The sequence below is a fragment of the Aequorivita xiaoshiensis genome (assembly GCF_022008395.1).
In the GTDB taxonomy this organism is placed as follows: Bacteria; Bacteroidota; Bacteroidia; order Flavobacteriales; family Flavobacteriaceae; genus Aequorivita; species Aequorivita xiaoshiensis.
Genome location: NZ_JAIRBB010000002.1, coordinates 231,965 through 249,450, shown reverse-complemented (window position 1 = coordinate 249,450; position 17,486 = coordinate 231,965). Strand labels below are relative to the sequence as shown.

The following is a 17,486-nucleotide window of genomic DNA, read 5'->3' as shown; positions in this document are numbered from 1 at the left end:
GGTTCATTTTTTTGAAGATTGATACTTACCCTTTCTTAATTATATAATTATACTTTCTCCAATTCAGATAAGCTTACATTGGTAGTAAAAGTTCCATAATTAACAAAAGCTTTATTTTTTTCAATAGTATCTATTGTTCCAATTGCTCTTCCATCTATCATTCTCACTCTATCTCCAATTTTTAAAGTAACTTTTGGTTTTGGTGGTGGGAGTTTTCTTGCTTCTTCTTTTTCGATTTTTTTTCTTTCTCGAATAACTTCAACCTTTTTCGCTACTTCTTTAATTACCTTTTGTTTTTTCGCTTTTACAGCTTTTTTCACCTTAGGCGCAAGCTTTTTCCGTTTGCTATTTTCAATCATAACAAGCTTCATAAACTCGTCAATAAGCTGTTTTTTATTCTTATTATTGAAGTATTTCTCTGCAAGAGAATCAACCTTTCTACCAAGACTTATAAGCTTTTGATTAGCGTCGAATAACTCCTGATAACTTTCTAATTTTTCTTGTACTCGGGCGTTTATTTCTTCGAGCTGTTTACTTTCAATACGTGCTTTTTGTTCCTCAGATTTTAAGGATTCAGAGGTTTTTCTAAGATTTGAGCGTTCTTTTTGAAGATTAGCAATTGTTTTATCAAACCTTACTTTTCCACGCTCAATTTTCTTTTTAGCTTTATTTATTAAACTATACGGAATCCCATTTTTTTGGGCTACTTCAAAAGTATAACTACTTCCGGCTTCACCTAAATGTAACTTATATAAAGGTTCTAAAGACCTACTATCAAATTGCATATTTGCATTAATAGCGTGCGGAAGTTCATTTGCCAATAATTTTAAATTGGTATAATGAGTAGTTATAATTCCAAACGCATTGCGTTCATAAAAGACTTCTAAAAAAGTTTCTGCTAATGCACCTCCTAATTCTGGATCACTACCAGTACCAAATTCATCAATTAAAAAAAGAGTATTCTTATTACACTTTTTAAGGAAATAATTCATCTTTTTTAATCGATAACTATAAGTACTTAAGTGATTTTCAATAGATTGATTATCTCCAATATCGGTTAAAATACGTTTGAAATAGCTCACCTCACTTTGTGGCTTTACGGGAATTAACATACCACTTTGAAGCATTACTTGCAACAGACCAACTGTTTTAAGGGTAATACTTTTCCCACCTGCGTTAGGTCCGGAAATAACGATTATCCGTTTTTCAGGAATTAATTCAATACTTTGAGGGTAAGTTTTTTGTTTTCTCTTATTATTAGAAATCAATAACAAAGGATGATACGCTTCAAGTAAAGAAATCTTTTTCTCAGAATTATTTCCGTCAGCTTTATAGGTAAGGATAGGAAGAACTCCATTTATTTTAAGTGCGTACTTTGCCTTCGCATAAAGCACGTCCATTGTAGTTAAATATTCCTGATAACTAGCTAGCAGTTCGGCATACGGACGAGCAAATTCAGTTAATGTTTTTAAAATTCGTTTAATTTCTTCTCCCTCTTCATATAATAGATTGCTTAACTCATTTGCAAACTCTAGAGTTTCTTGGGGCTCTATATAAACTATACTCCCAGTTTTTGAACTTCCCAAAACTGCACCTTTTACTTTTTTACGGTGCATGGCTTTTACTGCAAGTACTCTACGATTTTCAACAACCGATTCACGAATATCGTCTAAATAATCGTTTTGTGAGTATTGAGAAAGAGCTTTGGTAAACGAAGAATTAATCTTTCCTTTTACAACGTTCAACCTCCTGCGAATTGTTCCTAATTCGATAGAAGCCTCATCTTTAATCTCGCCGTATTTATTAACTTTCTTATTAATTTCGTCTGAAATAATTGAAGTGTAATTTACTTCTTCAGAAAAAGCATTAAGGTGTATGTAAAATTCTTCATATTTCTTGAAGAATTTTAGTAAAATTCGAGTGGTTTCTGATATAGAAAGAATTTTTCTAAAGCCTGAAATCTCCAAAGTGCTATTTTCTATACTGAATAGTTTAAGCTCTCTAAAAATAGGGTCGAAACCGTGATTGGGTATCTTATTATCGCCTTCAAAAGATACTGTGAACTCCTTTAAGCGCAATAATTCAGGTTCAATCTCAGAAAATTCCTGAAACGGTTTTATTGAAAGAACCTGTTCCCGACCAGGTTCGGTAACACATAATTCTGACATCTGATTCAGAACTGTTGGAAACTCAAGATCCTCTAAAGTTTTTTTGTCAATTTTAATCATACAGATTCCTCTTGGGATTATCTTAGTACTAACACATTAAAAAAACTAAAACGCTAACAATTAAATAAAACGAATTAGTAAGTTTTGAATGGATTAATAAGGCTTTTTCTTTTCTTTTTTAATCAATTAAAAGATTCAAACATTCACCTATTCGTGAATATGTTATCTTATTTTTGTGTCCACAAAAGTAAGTATAATGCAGATAACAATAGAGCCTGGATGGAAGGCGATTTTAAAAGATGAATTCGAAAAACCATATTTCAAAGATTTAATAGAATTTGTGAAATATGAATACAAATCATCCAAATGCTTTCCGCCTGAAAATCAAATATTCTCGGCCTTAAATCACACACCATTTAACGACGTTAAAGTGGTAATTATAGGTCAAGATCCTTATCACGGAGATGGACAAGCACACGGTTTGTGTTTTTCAGTAGGAGAGAATGTAGCTATTCCTCCCTCATTAAAGAACATTTTTCAAGAAATTAGAACAGATATAGGTAAAGAGATTCCAAACCATGGCTATCTACTTCGATGGGCTGAGCAGGGAGTTTTAATGTTAAATGCTACTTTAACTGTTAGAGCACATCAAGCCGGTAGTCATCAAAAAAGAGGTTGGGAAAGATTCACTGATGCTATAATTCAAAAACTCTCTGAAGAAAAAGAAGGCATTGTTTTTCTACTTTGGGGTGGACCTGCTAAAAAGAAAGGTTCCAAAGTCGATAGTGCTAAGCATTTAATATTAAACAGCGGACATCCGTCCCCACTAGCAGCAAATAGGGGTTACTGGTTTGGAAACAAACATTTTAGTAAAGCAAATGATTATTTGATTGAAATTGGAAAAAGTCCGATTGAGTGGTAGGCTAAAAAATTTTAAGCGCTATAAATTATTACAAAGTTTACTAAGCGAAATAGCCAGAAAATACTGTTTACTTAAAAGAAGAATCGAAACTTACTATTCTTCTTCAGGTACTTCAGTATCGGCATTTGCGTCATTACAACTAAACTGTAGTAACAAGAAGTTTGTAACTAACAACGCCCCCAAAATGATTAAAAAAGTTGTCATAATACTCGTATTTATATAAATAAGATGCAAGTATTACTTGTGGGTTGCGTAAATATTAAGATTTTTTTTAGAATGCATGTAACACACTGCTTTCCTGAACCTTAGAATCGATTAGCTGAAGTTCTAGAAGTTTTTGCTGTATATTTTGAAGCTCTTTTGATGTTAATTGCACATCAGACCATTCTGTTAAGGATAACCATTCACGGACATCTTCAATTTTCTGACCATAGCGTTTTGCTATTACTTCGTCTATTTCTGGTAAATCTTTAAAGTTAGCTGTAGTCTTGTTAATTACATCCAATATAGCCTGAATACTATCTGCTTCATTTTCTAACACATCATTTCTAACGGCAATCACAAAACTAGGCCATGGAGTAGGAGATAAGCCTACTAACCGGAATGTACCATTATCTACATGCGGTTTTGTCATAAATTTTTCCCACATAAAATAATCCCCATTACCTTTAGGCAATCCATCTATTGCACCATTTAAATCTTGAATTACTTTGAATTTTAAATCGGATTGTAAATCCCACTCTAGATTTTCGGCATTTACATAAGCCATTAAATGCGAACCAGATCCGTATCGACTAATTGCTGCGTGGGTACCTTTTAAATCTTCAACGGCGTTAAATTTGGAGTTGGCAGCCACGTGAATCCCCCAAAGTAATGGCGATTTGACAAATACTTGAACAATCTTACATTCATTTCCATTTATAATATCGCGAACAATTCCTTCAGTAAGAATTACTGCCATATCAATTTCTTTATCACGTAAAGCTTGAACCATATGACCTGTTCCTTCAGGAAAATCTTTCCAACGCAAATTGATATTTTTCTTGTGAAATTCCTTATCGCGCAATGCAATATACCAAGGTAAGTTAAAGTGTTCCGGCACACCGCCGATTAAAAAATTTTTCATTGTACAATTTTTTCTAAAGTATATCGAATAAGCTCATCAATAGTTTTATACGAATTTTTACTAAAACTACCTGTGGCGCGATTAGCGATAATTGCATTCATTGAAATAGCACTATGGCCTAATAATTTAGACATACCATACATCGTTGCCGTTTCCATTTCCATATTTGTAATTTTCTTTTTATCAATACGGAATGAAGTAAGCTTTTCGTTAAGTTTTTCATCTCTCAATCTAGCCCGAAGCACACGCCCTTGAGGACCATAAAAACCTACATTTGTTATAGTAATTCCTTTAAAAGTTTTTTCAGAAGCTAATTTATCTAATAAACTTTTATCAGCTTTAACAGCATAAGGAACCGAATTATCTGGATTCCATTGTGTATGATCAATAAATTTTTGGGCAAAATCACGTTCAAAAATGGTGTCAATATCATTGTAATAATGCATAACATTATCTAAACCAATACCTATAGCACTTATTAAAAAACTATCTACTTCAATTTCATCAGTCAAGCTACCAGATGTACCAATTCTAATAATATCCAAAGAAGTAAGTTTCTTTTTAATCGTTCTATTTTCAAAGTCAATGTTTACTAAAGCATCGAGTTCGTTAAAAACAATATCAATATTATCTGGACCAATTCCTGTTGAAACAACACTGATACGTTTTCCTTGGTAAGTACCTGTATGCGTTTTAAATTCGCGATGTTCAGCTTTTACTTCAATAGAATCGAAGTATTTTGAAACCATCTCAACTCGACCTGGGTCGCCAACGGTAATTATTGTAGGAGCTAACTCTGAAGGAGCAAGATTTAAATGGTAAATTTTGCCCTCAGGTGTTAAAATTAATTCACTCGATTTTATAGATTCTAGTTGCATAGTAATTCTTTGTGATTAACTGTGTGAATAAAGGTGCTTCAAGTCGATTTCTTTCAAATTCAACTATCCTCCTACACGTTTTACTTTAAATCCTTTGTCCTTCAAAAACTTCATTATCTTATCTCGATAATCACCTTGAATTATAATTTGTTCATTTTTAAAACTTCCACCGACACTTAAAAGCTTCTTTATTTCTTTTGAAAGTATTTTAAAATCTGAATCGGCACCATTGTACCTTTCAATTATAGTAATAGGTTTGCCTTTACGTTTTTCGTATTTACATATTAGAGGCTCGTCTTGTAACCAAATTGTTGATTCTTCCTTTGTTTCGGGAACGTCTTCTGGTTCGTGATCTGGAAATAAATTTTTTAATTGGTCTTCTAAAGAATTCAAATTGTAAAGTTTAAGATTTATATTTCAGCTAACCTCAATAGTCCAAATTGGTTAATGAGTGAAGTCGAAATGTTACTTTTTAATCAGTCCTATTTCTACCAAACGTTGGTGCAGAAACTCTCCGGCAGTAATATCGTCATATGCTTTAGGATGATTTTCATCGATACACTCTGGCATACAGTTTAGTTTCATATCACTACGAGGATGCATAAAGAAAGGTATAGAATAACGAGGAGTATCCCATTCTTCACGAGGTGGATTTACTACGCGATGTATAGTTGAACGAAGTTTGTTATTAGTATGGCGCTCTAACATATCACCTACGTTTATTACAAGTTCATCTTCATTTGGGATCGCATCAATCCATTCCCCATCTTTTCTCAATACTTGTAAGCCTCCTGCAGAAGCTCCCATCAATAGTGTGATTAAATTTATATCGCCATGAGCACCTGCACGTACAGCTCCTTTAGGCTCTTCAGTAATAGGTGGGTAGTGGATTGGCCTTAAAATACTGTTTCCATTATTAGCCCAATGATCGAAGTAAAACTCATCTACTCCAATATATAATGCTAAAGCTCTTAGTACGTAAATCCCAGTTTTTTCAAGCATCCTGTAGGCTTCCATTCCTGTATGATTAAAGTCTGGAAGTTCACTTACTTGCACGTTTTCGGGGTAATCTTCATCTAAATTAGCGTCTGCAGATGGTTCTTGACCAAAATGCCAAAACTCTTTTAAATCTCCTTCTTTCTTACCTTTCGCGTGTTCTTTTCCAAAAGAAATATATCCGCGTTGGCCACCAAGACCTTCAATTTCGTATTTCTTTTTTGTTTCTTCAGGAAGTGCAAAAAAGCCCTTAACTTCTTTGTAGAGCTCATCAACTAAATCATCGCTTAGGAAGTGATTTTTCAGTGAAACAAATCCTATATCTTCATAAGCCGAACCAATTTCGTCTACAAACTTTTGTTTTCTTTTAGGATCTTCAGATAGGAAATCAGCTAAATCAACACTTGGTATATTATTCATAGTTTCAATTTTTTAATGAATTTATTCATTGTTTAAAAATTAAAGATTTAGGAAGTAGGCCTAAGTCTGTAATTTGTAATCAACTACATTTTTGTATAACTATTATAAGCTATTTTAAAATTCTTACAATTCTCAATGAATTTTAGATTTACAAATATACCAAATTGTTAAAGTTTATGCGAAGATAAAATTTGCTACAATAATCCTGTTAGATACGGGTTTTTTCCTAATTTTGATAGTTATAACTTTTTAAGATGAAAACTGAAACAACTTCACAAATATTCTACAATTACGACCGAAAAAATCTTGATGACTCTACATTAATAAAACTGTATCGCGCTATGTTGAAGCCGCGTACAATTGAAGAGAAAATGCTAATTCTTCTTCGTCAAGGAAAGATTTCAAAATGGTTTAGTGGAATAGGACAGGAAGCAATATCTATTGGAGTAACCTCTGCATTAGAAAAAGATGAATACATTTTACCTATGCATCGAAACCTAGGAGTTTTTACCACACGTGAGATTCCTTTACACCGATTATTCTCACAGTGGCAAGGAAAAGCAAATGGTTTTACCAAAGGAAGAGATAGAAGCTTCCACTTTGGGACACAAGAATTCCATATTATTGGTATGATTTCACACCTAGGTCCTCAATTTGGTGTTGCAGATGGAATAGGATTAGCCAATAAATTGAAAAAAAATAATAAAGTTTGCGCTGTATTTTCAGGAGAAGGAGGGATGAGCGAAGGAGATATACACGAAGCATTAAACGTAGCGTCCGTATGGCAACTTCCAGTATTGTTTTGTGTTGAGAACAATGGTTACGGACTCTCAACCCCTACAAATGAACAATACAATTGTGAAAATATAGCAGACCGTGGTGTGGGCTACGGAATGGAATCGCATATTATTGAAGGTAATAATGTTCTTGAAGTATACACTAAGCTAAAAAGTATAGTTGAAGATATGCGTATAAATCCTCGTCCAGTTCTTTTTGAATTTAAAACTTTTAGAATGCGAGGTCACGAAGAAGCTAGTGGTACTAAATACGTTCCTTCAGAATTAATTGACAAGTGGAAAGAAAAGGATCCACTACAGAATTTTGAAAACTATTTATTAGCTGAAGGTATCCTTACTGAAGAAGAAGTTAAAGCGTTTAAAAATGAATTTAAACATGAAATTGATAAAAATTTAGAGATAGCATTTGCAGAACCTGCAATCGAATTTTCTGAAACCAATGAGTTAAATGATGTTTACAAAGAATTTAACTATCAGGAAGTTAAAGAAAATTCAGAAAAAGAAAACATTAGATTAATTGACGCTATTTCTCAAGGCTTAAAACAATCGATGGAACGCCATGACAACCTTGTAATAATGGGGCAAGACGTAGCGGAATACGGTGGGGTTTTTAAAATTACAGATGGTTTTGTTGAGCAGTTTGGAAAAGATAGAGTTAGAAACACCCCTATATGCGAATCAGCGATTGTATCTACAGGAATGGGGCTCTCAATAAACGGTTTTAAAGCAGTTGTAGAAATGCAGTTTGCAGATTTTGTTAGTTCTGGATTTAACCCGATAGTTAATTACTTGGCAAAAAGTCATTACCGATGGAACGAAAAAGCTGATGTAGTAATTAGAATGCCTTGTGGAGCAGGGGTAGGTGCCGGACCATTCCACAGCCAAACAAATGAAGCTTGGTTTACACATACTCCAGGATTAAAAGTTGTATACCCTGCTTTTCCTTATGATGCAAAGGGACTATTAGCAACCAGCATTGAGGATCCAAACCCAGTCCTATTCTTTGAACATAAAGCACTGTATAGAAGTATCCGACAGGATGTTCCTACCGATTATTTTACAATCCCATTAGGCAAAGCAGCCTTGTTAAAAGAAGGAGAAGACATTACTATTATAAGCTACGGAGCAGGAGTGCATTGGGCGCTTGATACTCTCGAGCAAAATCCTGATATTAAGGCAGACCTTATAGATTTAAGAACGCTTATACCTTTGGATACAGAAACTATATATAAATCTGTAAAGAAAACTGGGAAGGTTATAATTCTTCAAGAAGATTCTATGTTTGGAGGTATAGCATCAGATATTTCAGCTTTAATTACAGAGAATTGTTTCGAACAATTGGATGCGCCAGTAAAACGTGTAGCTAGTTTAGAAACACCAATCCCTTTTGCCGCAAACCTTGAAAAAGGTTACCTTTCTAAAGGAAAATTTAAAAAAGAACTGTTTAACTTATTATCTTATTAATCATTTAACACTCTCTGTTAAACTTTAGATAAAGGAAATACAAACGCTAAAATTGTTGTTTACTTTAGTGAAATACTAATCATTAAAACTAAACAATATGGTACGCTGGATTATTATTTTCTTAGTAATAGCAATAATTGCTGGAATCTTTGGATTCGGAGGCATCGCGGATGGTGCAACTGACATCGCAATGGTTATTTTTTGGATTTTTATTGTATTACTAGTGCTATCCCTACTTTCTAGATTATTTAGAAAATAGTAGTATTCTAACCAATTTATTTACAAACAAATCACATTTAAAATCATGAAAAGACTAATTATGCTAGCACTAGTTGCTGCAACCGCATTTGCCTGCGGTACCCCAAAAACAGTACAAGAATCTCGAAAAGTAATTAAAGGTTACTGGAATTTAGATGAAGTTACCTACGATTCGACAGGTACTTTTAACGTTACATTGTTTAATGACACATCTGCAGAATGTTTTGAAGGCAGTATGTGGCGTTTCATCCCTAACAATAATACTGGTAGATACAGCATAGAAAATTCTAACTGTCCTACTGGTGAACGTAACTTTATTTTTACAATTCAAGAAATAGATCCAACAAGTGGGTTGTATGATTTCTTACTTAAGCCCACAAACGCCAAAGGTAAATCAGATACAAATGCTGGTTATAGATTGAGCTTAACGCAACTTAATGAAAACTCTATGCGTTGGGAGCAAACTGTAAGCCTTGATGGTAAACCATTTAAAATTAATATGAACTTTTCTAAAATAAACGATTAAAAACTTATGAAAACATTTTTTAAACAAACCGCATTAGTTGCTTTAGCATTTACACTTGTTATTAGTTTAGGAAGCTGTGAAGCAACTAGAAACGCAAATAACAAACAGAAAGGTGCTGTAATTGGTGCTACTGGTGGAGCTGTACTCGGTGCTATATTAGGTAATAATATTGGCAAAGGAGGAAACAGTGAGCTGGGTGCAGTAATTGGTGGTGTAGTTGGTGGTGGTGCTGGTGTTATCATCGGTAACAAAATGGATAAACAAGCACAAAAAATCGAAGAAGAAATTCCTGGCGCTCAAGTAGAAAGAGTTGATGATGGAATTGTAGTAACTTTTGACGAAAATAGTGGTGTTTATTTTGCTACTAACAAATATAACCTAAATGCTAAATCTCAAGAAACGCTTGATAGATTGGCGAATGTATTAAGGGAATATCCGGATACTAATATCTTAGTTGTAGGACATACCGATAGTACAGGTCCAAGAGATTTTAACATGACACTTTCTAGAGATAGAGCTAATTCAGTAACTAATTATTTTGTTTCTCAGAAAGGTCTTAGTTCTGGAAGAATTACTACGAAGTGGTTCGGACCTGATACTCCTATTGCAGACAATAGTACTGTTGAAGGAAGAGCTAAAAACAGACGTGTAAACATTGCTATCGTTCCAAATGAAAAAATGAAGAAGGATGCAAAGAACGAAGCTGGAGAATAATTAATATTTGAAAGTATTTTAAATCCCGCCCATAATTGGAGCGGGATTTTTTATTTTTATTTGATATTATGGTTAAAAAAAATAAATGGGATTTAATTATAATAGGTGGAGGTCTTGCAGGCCTTACCACAGCCTTACATTTATCTAATCATAATTTAAAGATATGCTTGATAGAAAAGAATTCATATCCAAACCATAAAGTATGTGGTGAATATGTGAGTAATGAAATTTTACCTTACCTAAAATCCCTAAACATTGATCCTTTTTCTGTTGGAGCAAAAAAAATTAAAAGATTCAATATTACGAATTTAGAAGGTACAACTCTAAACACAAATCTTCCCTTAGGTGGCTTCGGAATTAGTCGGTACGCCTTTGATAATCTAATTTATGAAGCTTTAAAATTTAGAATAGAAATAATATTTCAAACTGTCGAAAAAATAGTTTTTCAAGACAATAGTTTTGAAGTATCCACTCAGAACAAGAAAGTATTTAATGCAGATTTTGTGGTGGGAGCATTTGGAAAAAGATCGAATATTGATTCTTTTCTAAAAAGAGATTTTATATTACAAAAATCACCTTGGCTTGCTGTTAAGGGTCATTATGAATTTGATTTTCCCGAGGATACTGTGGCTTTACACAACTTTAATGGCGGGTATTGCGGTCTTAGTAAAATCGAAACTAATGCTGTTAATGCTTGTTATTTAACCACTTTTAAAGCCTTTAAAAAATATGGTAAAATCGATGCTTTTCAAAGTAACGAAATGAGTAAGAACCCATTTTTAAAAGAATTTTATAATAATGCCAAGCCTATTTTCCAACACCCATTAACGATAAGTCAAGTCTCTTTTCAAAGAAAGAAGCCCGTAGAAAATCATATCTTTATGATTGGTGACAGTGCTGGATTAATTCATCCCTTATGTGGAAACGGGATGGCAATGGCCATTAGAAGTGCTCAAATATTTTCACATTCATTTTTAAAAGCAATGCATAAGGATAGATTTAACAGAGGTGTTTTAGAGATGAATTACACACGATTATGGAATATTGAGTTTGGAAAAAGGCTAAAAACAGGAAGAATTATTCAAAGTTTGCTAGTGAATCCTCATAGTTCAAAAATTGGATTCTCCGTAGCCAAAATATTTCCCTCAATAATCCCTATACTAATAAAAAAAACACATGGTAGTCCTACTAAATGATTAATTTCAGTAATAAACATAGATCTTCTCAAGTAGAAGTGATGGACAGTTTAGATTTTCAAGGAGAAGAATTGAAAAACCTACTGAATGACTTAAAGACCATAAACAAATGGTTGGGTGGCAATCACATTACAATTGATGGGGTAAAAAAGTTAATAAAAAATCACTCAAAAGGTACTACTGTTACAATACTTGATATAGGATGTGGCGACGGAGAAATGCTAAGAAGATGTGCTGATTATTCTGCAAAGCAAAATTTAAGTTTTAAGCTTATTGGTATAGATTTCAATGAAAACATATTAGAAATAGCCAAATCCAAAAGCGCTGCTTATTCAAATATTTCATTTCTTAATATGGACGTTGTAAACAACACAGAGGCAATTCCTGAAACCGATATTGTTTTATGTACATTATTTCTTCATCACTTTAATAATGAAGAAATAAAAAAGTTAACAAAAAAAATTTTGATAAAGTCACGATTAGGGATAGTTATAAATGATTTAGAAAGAAGCAAACTAGCATTTAATTTGTTTAAATTGGTACATAAATTATTTCTGAAAACAAAAACGGCTAGACATGACGGTTTAATATCCATCGCAAAAGGTTTTAAAAAAAATGAACTAGTAAAATTTTCAGAGCATATTCCAAATCAAAGAAGCACTATCCGTTGGTGTTGGGCATACAGATTTCAATGGATAATAAAAAAAAATAGATAATGGTAAGAATCACAACAGTTTCGACTCAAGTAGCTCAACATGGCAGAGAAACACCTGAAATTATTGAGCTAGTTAAAAATTGGATGAGCGGTCAAGATAATCGATACAAACGTAAAGTAGTTAAAATAATGGAAGGAGCAGGGGTTGACAAACGCTATTCTATTATGAATCCTGTAGAAGTATTTGAAAATCCCAGTTTTGAAGCTCGTAATGACATTTACGTTAAGGAAATAAAAAAGATGGGAAAAGAATGCCTACAAAATGCACTAGATAAAGCTAATTGGGATCCTACTGATATCGATTTTATTATTACAGTAAGTTGTACAGGAATTATGATTCCATCGGTTGATGCTTACATAATTAATGACCTTAAAATGAGAGATGACGTGGTGCGTTTACCTGTAACTGAAATGGGGTGCGCTGCAGGTATTTCTGGAATGATTTATGCCCGAAATTTTTTAAAAGCGAATCCAGGTAAAAGAGCAGCCTTAATTTCAATAGAAGCTCCGTCTGCTACTTTTCAAATTAATGATTATTCAATGGCAAACATTGTAAGTACCGCAATATTTGGAGATGGTGCTGCTTGTGTTTTATTATCTTCTTGCGAGGAGGATACTGGGGCTGAGATAATTGCTGATGAAATGTATCACTTTTATGATGCCACAGATATGATGGGATTTAAACTTGTTGATACCGGATTACAAATGATATTAGATAAGGAAGTACCTGAAAAAATTGCAGAGCACTTCCCTAAAATTATTCACCCATTTTTAAGAAAGAATAATTTAGAAATTGAAAATATAGACCATCTTATTTTCCACCCTGGAGGTAGGAAAATTGTAGAAACTGTGGAAGAACTTTTTGGTAAATTAGGGAAAAATATTACCGATACCAAGGAAGTTTTAAGACTCTATGGAAACATGAGTAGTGCCACCGTTCTTTTTGTATTAGAAAGATTTATGACACGAAATCCTGAAGCTGGATCCTACGGACTTATGCTAAGTTTTGGCCCTGGGTTTTCGGCTCAGCGCATATTGTTAAGGTTTTAAGGCAAGAGACTATGAGTTTTAAAAATCAATGGGCAGTAATTTTAGGTGGAAGTAGTGGTTTAGGTCTTGCAAGTGCTATTAAACTCGCTTCAGAAGGAATGAATATATGTATTGTTCACAGAGATAGAAGAAGTAATATCCCTGAATTTGAAGCTGAAGTTTCTAAATTAAAAGCATTTGGAGTAGCTATAAAAACGTTTAACAGAGATGCTTTAAATAGAGAGGTGCGAAATATAATAATTTCTGAATTACCAGCAAATAGTGTGAAAGTGTTACTACATAGTATTGCGAAAGGAAGTTTAAAGAATATGACTAACGATGAAGCTTGTCTTAGCAAACAAGATTTAGATATAACAATACATGCAATGGCGACTAGTTGGTACGAGTGGACACAGGAATTAATCCAACATAATAAATTTTCAGATTGTGCTAGAAATCTAGCTTTTACAAGTGAAGGAAATACAAGAGTTTGGCCTGGGTACGCAGCCGTTTCAGCTGCCAAATCGGTATTAGAATCTTTAATGAGAAGTATGGCTGTAGAACTTGCTTCACTTAATATTACATCCAATTGTATTCAAGCAGGCACCACAAAAACCGCATCATTTAAAATGATTCCAGGTAGTGAGAAATTAGCAGAAATGAGTAAAAAGAGAAATCCATTTAAAAGAATGACTCAAGCAGAAGATGTCGCAAATGTGGTTTTTTTACTTTGTAAAGATGAAGCTAAGTGGATAAATGGAACTATTATAAAAGTTGATGGGGGCGAAAGTCTTCGGTAATTAAAAAATAAAATTTGAAGAGTGATAACATAATAAAACTGCTCCCTTACGGCCCCGAATTTTTATTTGTGGACAAACTCACTATAATTTCTTCTGAAAGGGTCGATGGCTACTATACTTTTAAAAAGGACGAATATTTTTACAAAAGTCATTTTAAAAATAACCCAGTAACACCAGGTGTAATCCTTATAGAATGTATGGCTCAAATCGGACTTGTGTGTATGGGAATCTATTTATTAAATTCAGAAGAGGTTTCTGTAAAAACTACTGTTGCATTTAGCAATTCTCAAGTTGACTTTTTAATTCCTGTGTTTCCTGGAGAAAAAGTAAACGTAGTTTCTGAAAAGGTTTACTTTAGATTTAATAAATTAAAATGCAAGGTTAAAATGTTTAATGAAAAAGGGGAGCTAGTGGCGAAAGGTGAATTAAGCGGAATGATAAAGAAGTATGAAAAATAGAGTTGTAATAACTGGTTTAGGTGTATGTTCCCCAATAGGAGTGGGGTTATCCGATTTTACGAAAGCATTAAAAAATGGTAATTCTGGAATTCGCTATTATTCTGAATTGGAAGATTTAAAGTTTTCTTGTCATTTAGGTGCCATTCCCGAAGTTAGTGAAGAAAAAAAAAGGGAGTATTTTACAGAATTACAGCTACGAAATTTTAAAAGTAGTAGTATTTTATATGGTGTAATTGCAGGAATGGATGCTTTAAAAGATGCGAAAATTTCAACATCTAAAATTGATGATGACCCTTTATGGGATTTAGGAATTATTTTTGGAACCGGAGTAAGTAGCGTAGAAAAGTTTAGAGAAAGCATACATAAAGTAGATGATAGAAAAGCACGTAGGTTAAGTAGTAATACCGTTCAACAAATAATGACTAGCGGAATTAGCGCTTATTTAGGTGGTTTAATTGGTGCAGGGAATATTGTTACAACAAACTCATCTGCCTGTTCCACTGGTACTGAGGCGCTACTATTAGGTTACGAAAGAATAAAAACTGGCAAAGCCAAGCAAATGCTTTGTGGGAGTACTAGTGATCATGGGCCATATATTTGGGCAGGTTTTGACGCCTTAAGAATTACCAATTATAGATATAACGATGCTCCCGAAGAAGTTCCGGGTCCTTTAAATGAAACGGCAAAAGGTTTTATACCAGGTAGTGGAGCAGGGGCCTATCTACTAGAGTCATTAGAGAGTGCACAGGAAAGAGGAGCTAATATATATGCAGAAGTTTTAGGTGGCGCCATAAATAACGGTGGTCAAAGAGGTAAAGGAACTATGACAGCTCCTAACAATAAAGCTATTGTAAGATGTATTGAAGCAGCCTTAATTGATTCAAAAGTAAATGGAAGAGATATCGAATATATAAATGGTCATTTAACGGCAACTTCTAAAGACCCCGACGAAATTGAAAGTTGGTGTAAAGCACTTAATAGAAATGGAAATAACTTTCCTTTTATAAATTCCTTAAAAGGTGCGATAGGGCATTGTATAGGTGCGAGTGCTAGTATCGAAATAGTTTCAGCATTAGTGCAAATGAAAGAAGGGTTTATTTTTCAAAATAATAATTGTGAGCCTATACACCCCGAAATACTAAAGAATATTTCCATAGAAAAAATTCCTACACAAACTCTTTACAAAACATTTAACATAATGGCCAAAGCGAGTTTTGGGTTTGGAGATGTTAACGCTTGTGTTATTTTCAAAAAAAATAAATAAAATATGACATCAGAAGAAATTTATATAAAAATTGAACCAATTATAAAGAACTACCTACCAGAAGATGTTTCTAAAATGGAAATTAGTAGAGAAAGTGATCTTACAAAAGAATTGAATATCAACTCAGCCCATTTAATTGATATTGTTCTAGATGTAGAAGATGTTTTTGATATCGAAATAAAAAATGAAGATCTTGAAAAACTTAGAAACCTGAATGATGTAATTAATTTAATCAAACAGAAAACGGACTAATTAGGTATTCGTTCTAAACAGTTATCAAGTTTGAATTGGTATAAAAAAACTGTTTTTATTAGTTTAGAGGAGTTGAATCTCAAATACTAATAAAAACAGTTAATTAATTTAATTATTCTATAAAATTTTCGTTTTCGGAAGTAGGTTGAATGTTTGGTGGAGTGTCATTGGAAGGACTTTGCTCCAAACCTGCAGATTCAACATCAAAAAACGCTAATATTTCTGTTGGATTTTCAATTTGTTTTGTTCTATTCCCATTTATAGCAATTGGTCTGGATAATACAAAATCATTACTTTGAATAATTTTTATCCAATCCTCTGAATTAAAATCTGAAGTATTTTCAGAATTTAAATCAAGCTCACGAGTGTCAACTAGATCGCCAACTTTCACTCCAAGAGCTTTTGCTACTTCCACCCATTGTGTATCTCCAACTTTCGTTTTAGCAATATCAATTGCTAAATACGGTTTTTCGATACCTGTAAGATAACTCAACGTATGAGTACCTACACGTGTATTACTACTGTATATAAGTGTTAATTGATTTTCGTCACGTGCTATCACTCCCATATTTATATCTTCTTAATGTGCTTGTAGTTTTTCTTTTCGCTTTTGTAATTGCGTTCTAAGCTCTGTTGAAACCTTTGCTACAGAAGCCTCAAATGATGCTGCTGATGTTTCAGCAAAAATATTAGAACCAGGTACACTTAAACGTACACTGCATATTTTACCTTTCTCTGGATTGCTGCTATTTTCTTTTTTGAAATAAACATCTGCACTTACTATAGAATCGTATTTAGATTCCAATTTATTCAACCTTTCAGTCAATAAAGCTTCTAACCTTGGACTTGCGGTTACCTCGTGATATTCAAAATTGATAGTCATATTTTATATATTTAAAATTTGAATACTAAAGATACAATAGCATAAAATCCATTCCAAACTTTTAATACCTTTTTGTGAAATTAATCTTCCTTAAGAAGTGTATTCCTAGAATCTGGAATTAATATGGATGCTAATATATCTCCAGCCAAATATATACCAGTAACACCATGAGAAAGCCATTGGAGTATTTCTACCGAAAGTCAATCTGTTAATTCGATAATTTTTAAAGCCACGAAAAGGGGAGTGGCTGCCCATATTCTCATAAATACCTAATGCTAATATTTTAAAAGAATAGCAAAGGATGAAAAAATTACAGCTATCACAAAAATAGTATCAATACTTAACCACAGCTCGAATAATATTATGTGATATACTTAAGGACTGCATTATCAAAGATAAGCTAAGCTGCGTAGGATTAACGACTAAGTTTTCAAAAAACAACCAGTAAATTATACCAGAAAATCTAAAAACAATAGTTATCCAAATGGCAGTGCAAATTGCAACATAGCAGATTTTTTTTTAGTAAAATTAAGTTTAAACCATTGTAATACGTTCTACTTATTTGTTAATAAAAAATATTTCCGTTAATTCTTTTTTAAATCCTTTTTAGACCATTATTA

Annotated in this window: 19 protein-coding genes; 12 read left to right on the top strand and 7 right to left on the bottom strand. The window is 33.1% G+C overall.

Annotation, left to right across the window (positions count from 1 at the left end; translation table 11 throughout):
- Positions 1 to 47 precede the first annotated feature (47 nt).
- On the bottom strand, positions 48 to 2,228 hold the full coding sequence (locus tag K8344_RS04380) for an endonuclease MutS2 (RefSeq protein ID WP_237607047.1): 2,181 nt from the start codon (positions 2,226 to 2,228) through the stop codon (positions 48 to 50).
- A 196-nt stretch (positions 2,229 to 2,424) separates the two neighbouring features.
- On the opposite strand from K8344_RS04380, the gene ung reads away from it, so the two are divergent.
- A complete protein-coding gene (gene ung, locus K8344_RS04375; RefSeq protein WP_237607046.1) occupies positions 2,425 to 3,090 on the top strand; it encodes a uracil-DNA glycosylase in 666 nt (221 codons plus the stop codon).
- Positions 3,091 to 3,361: 271 nt separating this feature from the next.
- On the opposite strand, the gene K8344_RS04370 is transcribed toward ung, so the two are convergent.
- The 4 genes from K8344_RS04370 to K8344_RS04355 all read right to left on the bottom strand — a co-directional run bounded on the left by K8344_RS04370 (position 3,362) and on the right by K8344_RS04355 (position 6,510).
- Positions 3,362 to 4,216, bottom strand: a complete 855-nt coding sequence (locus K8344_RS04370; protein ID WP_237607045.1) for a substrate-binding domain-containing protein — start codon at positions 4,214 to 4,216, stop codon at positions 3,362 to 3,364.
- Positions 4,213 to 5,094, bottom strand: coding sequence for a nucleoside phosphorylase (locus K8344_RS04365; RefSeq protein ID WP_237607044.1), 882 nt, complete (start codon positions 5,092 to 5,094; stop codon positions 4,213 to 4,215). Before K8344_RS04365 ends, K8344_RS04370 begins: the two co-directional genes overlap by 4 nt.
- A gap of 63 nt (positions 5,095 to 5,157) precedes the next feature.
- Positions 5,158 to 5,487 (bottom strand): translation initiation factor, encoded by a 330-nt coding sequence (locus K8344_RS04360; protein ID WP_237607043.1) that lies wholly within the window; start codon positions 5,485 to 5,487, stop codon positions 5,158 to 5,160.
- A gap of 72 nt (positions 5,488 to 5,559) precedes the next feature.
- On the bottom strand, positions 5,560 to 6,510 hold the full coding sequence (locus K8344_RS04355) for an isopenicillin N synthase family dioxygenase (protein ID WP_237607042.1): 951 nt from the start codon (positions 6,508 to 6,510) through the stop codon (positions 5,560 to 5,562).
- Between the two features lie 254 nt (positions 6,511 to 6,764).
- On the opposite strand from K8344_RS04355, the gene K8344_RS04350 reads away from it, so the two are divergent.
- The 11 genes from K8344_RS04350 to K8344_RS04300 all read left to right on the top strand — a co-directional run bounded on the left by K8344_RS04350 (position 6,765) and on the right by K8344_RS04300 (position 15,983).
- Entirely contained in the window at positions 6,765 to 8,771 is a 2,007-nt protein-coding gene (locus K8344_RS04350; protein WP_237607041.1) for an alpha-ketoacid dehydrogenase subunit alpha/beta, read from the top strand.
- A gap of 97 nt (positions 8,772 to 8,868) precedes the next feature.
- Positions 8,869 to 9,030, top strand: coding sequence for a DUF1328 family protein (locus tag K8344_RS04345; protein WP_237607040.1), 162 nt, complete (start codon positions 8,869 to 8,871; stop codon positions 9,028 to 9,030).
- Between the two features lie 45 nt (positions 9,031 to 9,075).
- On the top strand, positions 9,076 to 9,555 hold the full coding sequence (locus tag K8344_RS04340; protein ID WP_237607039.1) for a lipocalin family protein: 480 nt from the start codon (positions 9,076 to 9,078) through the stop codon (positions 9,553 to 9,555).
- A gap of 6 nt (positions 9,556 to 9,561) precedes the next feature.
- Positions 9,562 to 10,269 carry a YiaD family glycine zipper/OmpA-like lipoprotein gene (locus tag K8344_RS04335; protein ID WP_237607038.1) on the top strand — a complete coding sequence of 236 codons (708 nt, stop codon included), beginning with the start codon at positions 9,562 to 9,564 and terminating at the stop codon, positions 10,267 to 10,269.
- Between the two features lie 68 nt (positions 10,270 to 10,337).
- Positions 10,338 to 11,465 carry an NAD(P)/FAD-dependent oxidoreductase gene (locus K8344_RS04330; protein ID WP_237607037.1) on the top strand — a complete coding sequence of 376 codons (1,128 nt, stop codon included), beginning with the start codon at positions 10,338 to 10,340 and terminating at the stop codon, positions 11,463 to 11,465.
- Positions 11,462 to 12,181 (top strand): methyltransferase domain-containing protein, encoded by a 720-nt coding sequence (locus K8344_RS04325; RefSeq protein ID WP_237607036.1) that lies wholly within the window; start codon positions 11,462 to 11,464, stop codon positions 12,179 to 12,181. Before K8344_RS04330 ends, K8344_RS04325 begins: the two co-directional genes overlap by 4 nt.
- Complete coding sequence (locus K8344_RS04320; RefSeq protein WP_262913387.1) at positions 12,181 to 13,230, top strand: type III polyketide synthase; 1,050 nt, start codon at positions 12,181 to 12,183, stop codon at positions 13,228 to 13,230. The genes K8344_RS04325 and K8344_RS04320 overlap by 1 nt, the downstream gene beginning before the upstream one ends.
- Before the next feature lie 11 nt (positions 13,231 to 13,241).
- Positions 13,242 to 14,009 (top strand): SDR family oxidoreductase, encoded by a 768-nt coding sequence (locus K8344_RS04315; protein WP_237607035.1) that lies wholly within the window; start codon positions 13,242 to 13,244, stop codon positions 14,007 to 14,009.
- Between the two features lie 14 nt (positions 14,010 to 14,023).
- Entirely contained in the window at positions 14,024 to 14,467 is a 444-nt protein-coding gene (locus tag K8344_RS04310; RefSeq protein ID WP_237607034.1) for a 3-hydroxyacyl-ACP dehydratase FabZ family protein, read from the top strand.
- Complete coding sequence (locus K8344_RS04305) at positions 14,457 to 15,731, top strand: beta-ketoacyl-[acyl-carrier-protein] synthase family protein (protein ID WP_237607033.1); 1,275 nt, start codon at positions 14,457 to 14,459, stop codon at positions 15,729 to 15,731. Before K8344_RS04310 ends, K8344_RS04305 begins: the two co-directional genes overlap by 11 nt.
- 3 nt (positions 15,732 to 15,734) lie before the next feature.
- The gene (locus tag K8344_RS04300; RefSeq protein ID WP_237607032.1) at positions 15,735 to 15,983 is read left to right on the top strand and encodes an acyl carrier protein; all 249 of its coding nucleotides are present in this window, start codon (positions 15,735 to 15,737) and stop codon (positions 15,981 to 15,983) included.
- A gap of 112 nt (positions 15,984 to 16,095) precedes the next feature.
- Here K8344_RS04300 and K8344_RS04295 read toward each other — a convergent pair whose 3' ends face one another.
- Together K8344_RS04295 and hpf are read right to left on the bottom strand one after the other, a co-directional pair.
- Positions 16,096 to 16,551: an arsenate reductase family protein gene (locus K8344_RS04295; protein ID WP_237607031.1), complete on the bottom strand. Its 456-nt coding sequence runs from the start codon at positions 16,549 to 16,551 to the stop codon at positions 16,096 to 16,098.
- 12 nt (positions 16,552 to 16,563) lie between these two features.
- Positions 16,564 to 16,866: a ribosome hibernation-promoting factor, HPF/YfiA family gene (gene hpf, locus K8344_RS04290; RefSeq protein ID WP_237607030.1), complete on the bottom strand. Its 303-nt coding sequence runs from the start codon at positions 16,864 to 16,866 to the stop codon at positions 16,564 to 16,566.
- Positions 16,867 to 17,486: the final 620 nt, after the last annotated feature.

Excerpts from the sequence above, each read along its gene's own strand:
- K8344_RS04315 (WP_237607035.1), top strand. The coding sequence starts at position 13,242 with ATGAGTTTTAAAAATCAATGGGCAGTAATTTTAGGTGGAAGTAGTGGT.
- K8344_RS04350 (WP_237607041.1), top strand. The coding sequence starts at position 6,765 with ATGAAAACTGAAACAACTTCACAAATATTCTACAATTACGACCGAAAA.
- K8344_RS04380 (WP_237607047.1), bottom strand. The coding sequence starts at position 2,228 with ATGATTAAAATTGACAAAAAAACTTTAGAGGATCTTGAGTTTCCAACA.
- hpf (WP_237607030.1), bottom strand. The coding sequence starts at position 16,866 with ATGACTATCAATTTTGAATATCACGAGGTAACCGCAAGTCCAAGGTTA.
- ung (WP_237607046.1), top strand. The coding sequence starts at position 2,425 with ATGCAGATAACAATAGAGCCTGGATGGAAGGCGATTTTAAAAGATGAA.
- K8344_RS04340 (WP_237607039.1), top strand. The coding sequence starts at position 9,076 with ATGAAAAGACTAATTATGCTAGCACTAGTTGCTGCAACCGCATTTGCC.
- K8344_RS04335 (WP_237607038.1), top strand. The coding sequence starts at position 9,562 with ATGAAAACATTTTTTAAACAAACCGCATTAGTTGCTTTAGCATTTACA.
- K8344_RS04355 (WP_237607042.1), bottom strand. The coding sequence starts at position 6,510 with ATGAATAATATACCAAGTGTTGATTTAGCTGATTTCCTATCTGAAGAT.
- K8344_RS04325 (WP_237607036.1), top strand. The coding sequence starts at position 11,462 with ATGATTAATTTCAGTAATAAACATAGATCTTCTCAAGTAGAAGTGATG.
- K8344_RS04305 (WP_237607033.1), top strand. The coding sequence starts at position 14,457 with ATGAAAAATAGAGTTGTAATAACTGGTTTAGGTGTATGTTCCCCAATA.
- K8344_RS04330 (WP_237607037.1), top strand. The coding sequence starts at position 10,338 with ATGGTTAAAAAAAATAAATGGGATTTAATTATAATAGGTGGAGGTCTT.
- K8344_RS04370 (WP_237607045.1), bottom strand. The coding sequence starts at position 4,216 with ATGAAAAATTTTTTAATCGGCGGTGTGCCGGAACACTTTAACTTACCT.
- K8344_RS04295 (WP_237607031.1), bottom strand. The coding sequence starts at position 16,551 with ATGGGAGTGATAGCACGTGACGAAAATCAATTAACACTTATATACAGT.
- K8344_RS04320 (WP_262913387.1), top strand. The coding sequence starts at position 12,181 with ATGGTAAGAATCACAACAGTTTCGACTCAAGTAGCTCAACATGGCAGA.
- K8344_RS04300 (WP_237607032.1), top strand. The coding sequence starts at position 15,735 with ATGACATCAGAAGAAATTTATATAAAAATTGAACCAATTATAAAGAAC.
- K8344_RS04365 (WP_237607044.1), bottom strand. The coding sequence starts at position 5,094 with ATGCAACTAGAATCTATAAAATCGAGTGAATTAATTTTAACACCTGAG.
- K8344_RS04345 (WP_237607040.1), top strand. The coding sequence starts at position 8,869 with ATGGTACGCTGGATTATTATTTTCTTAGTAATAGCAATAATTGCTGGA.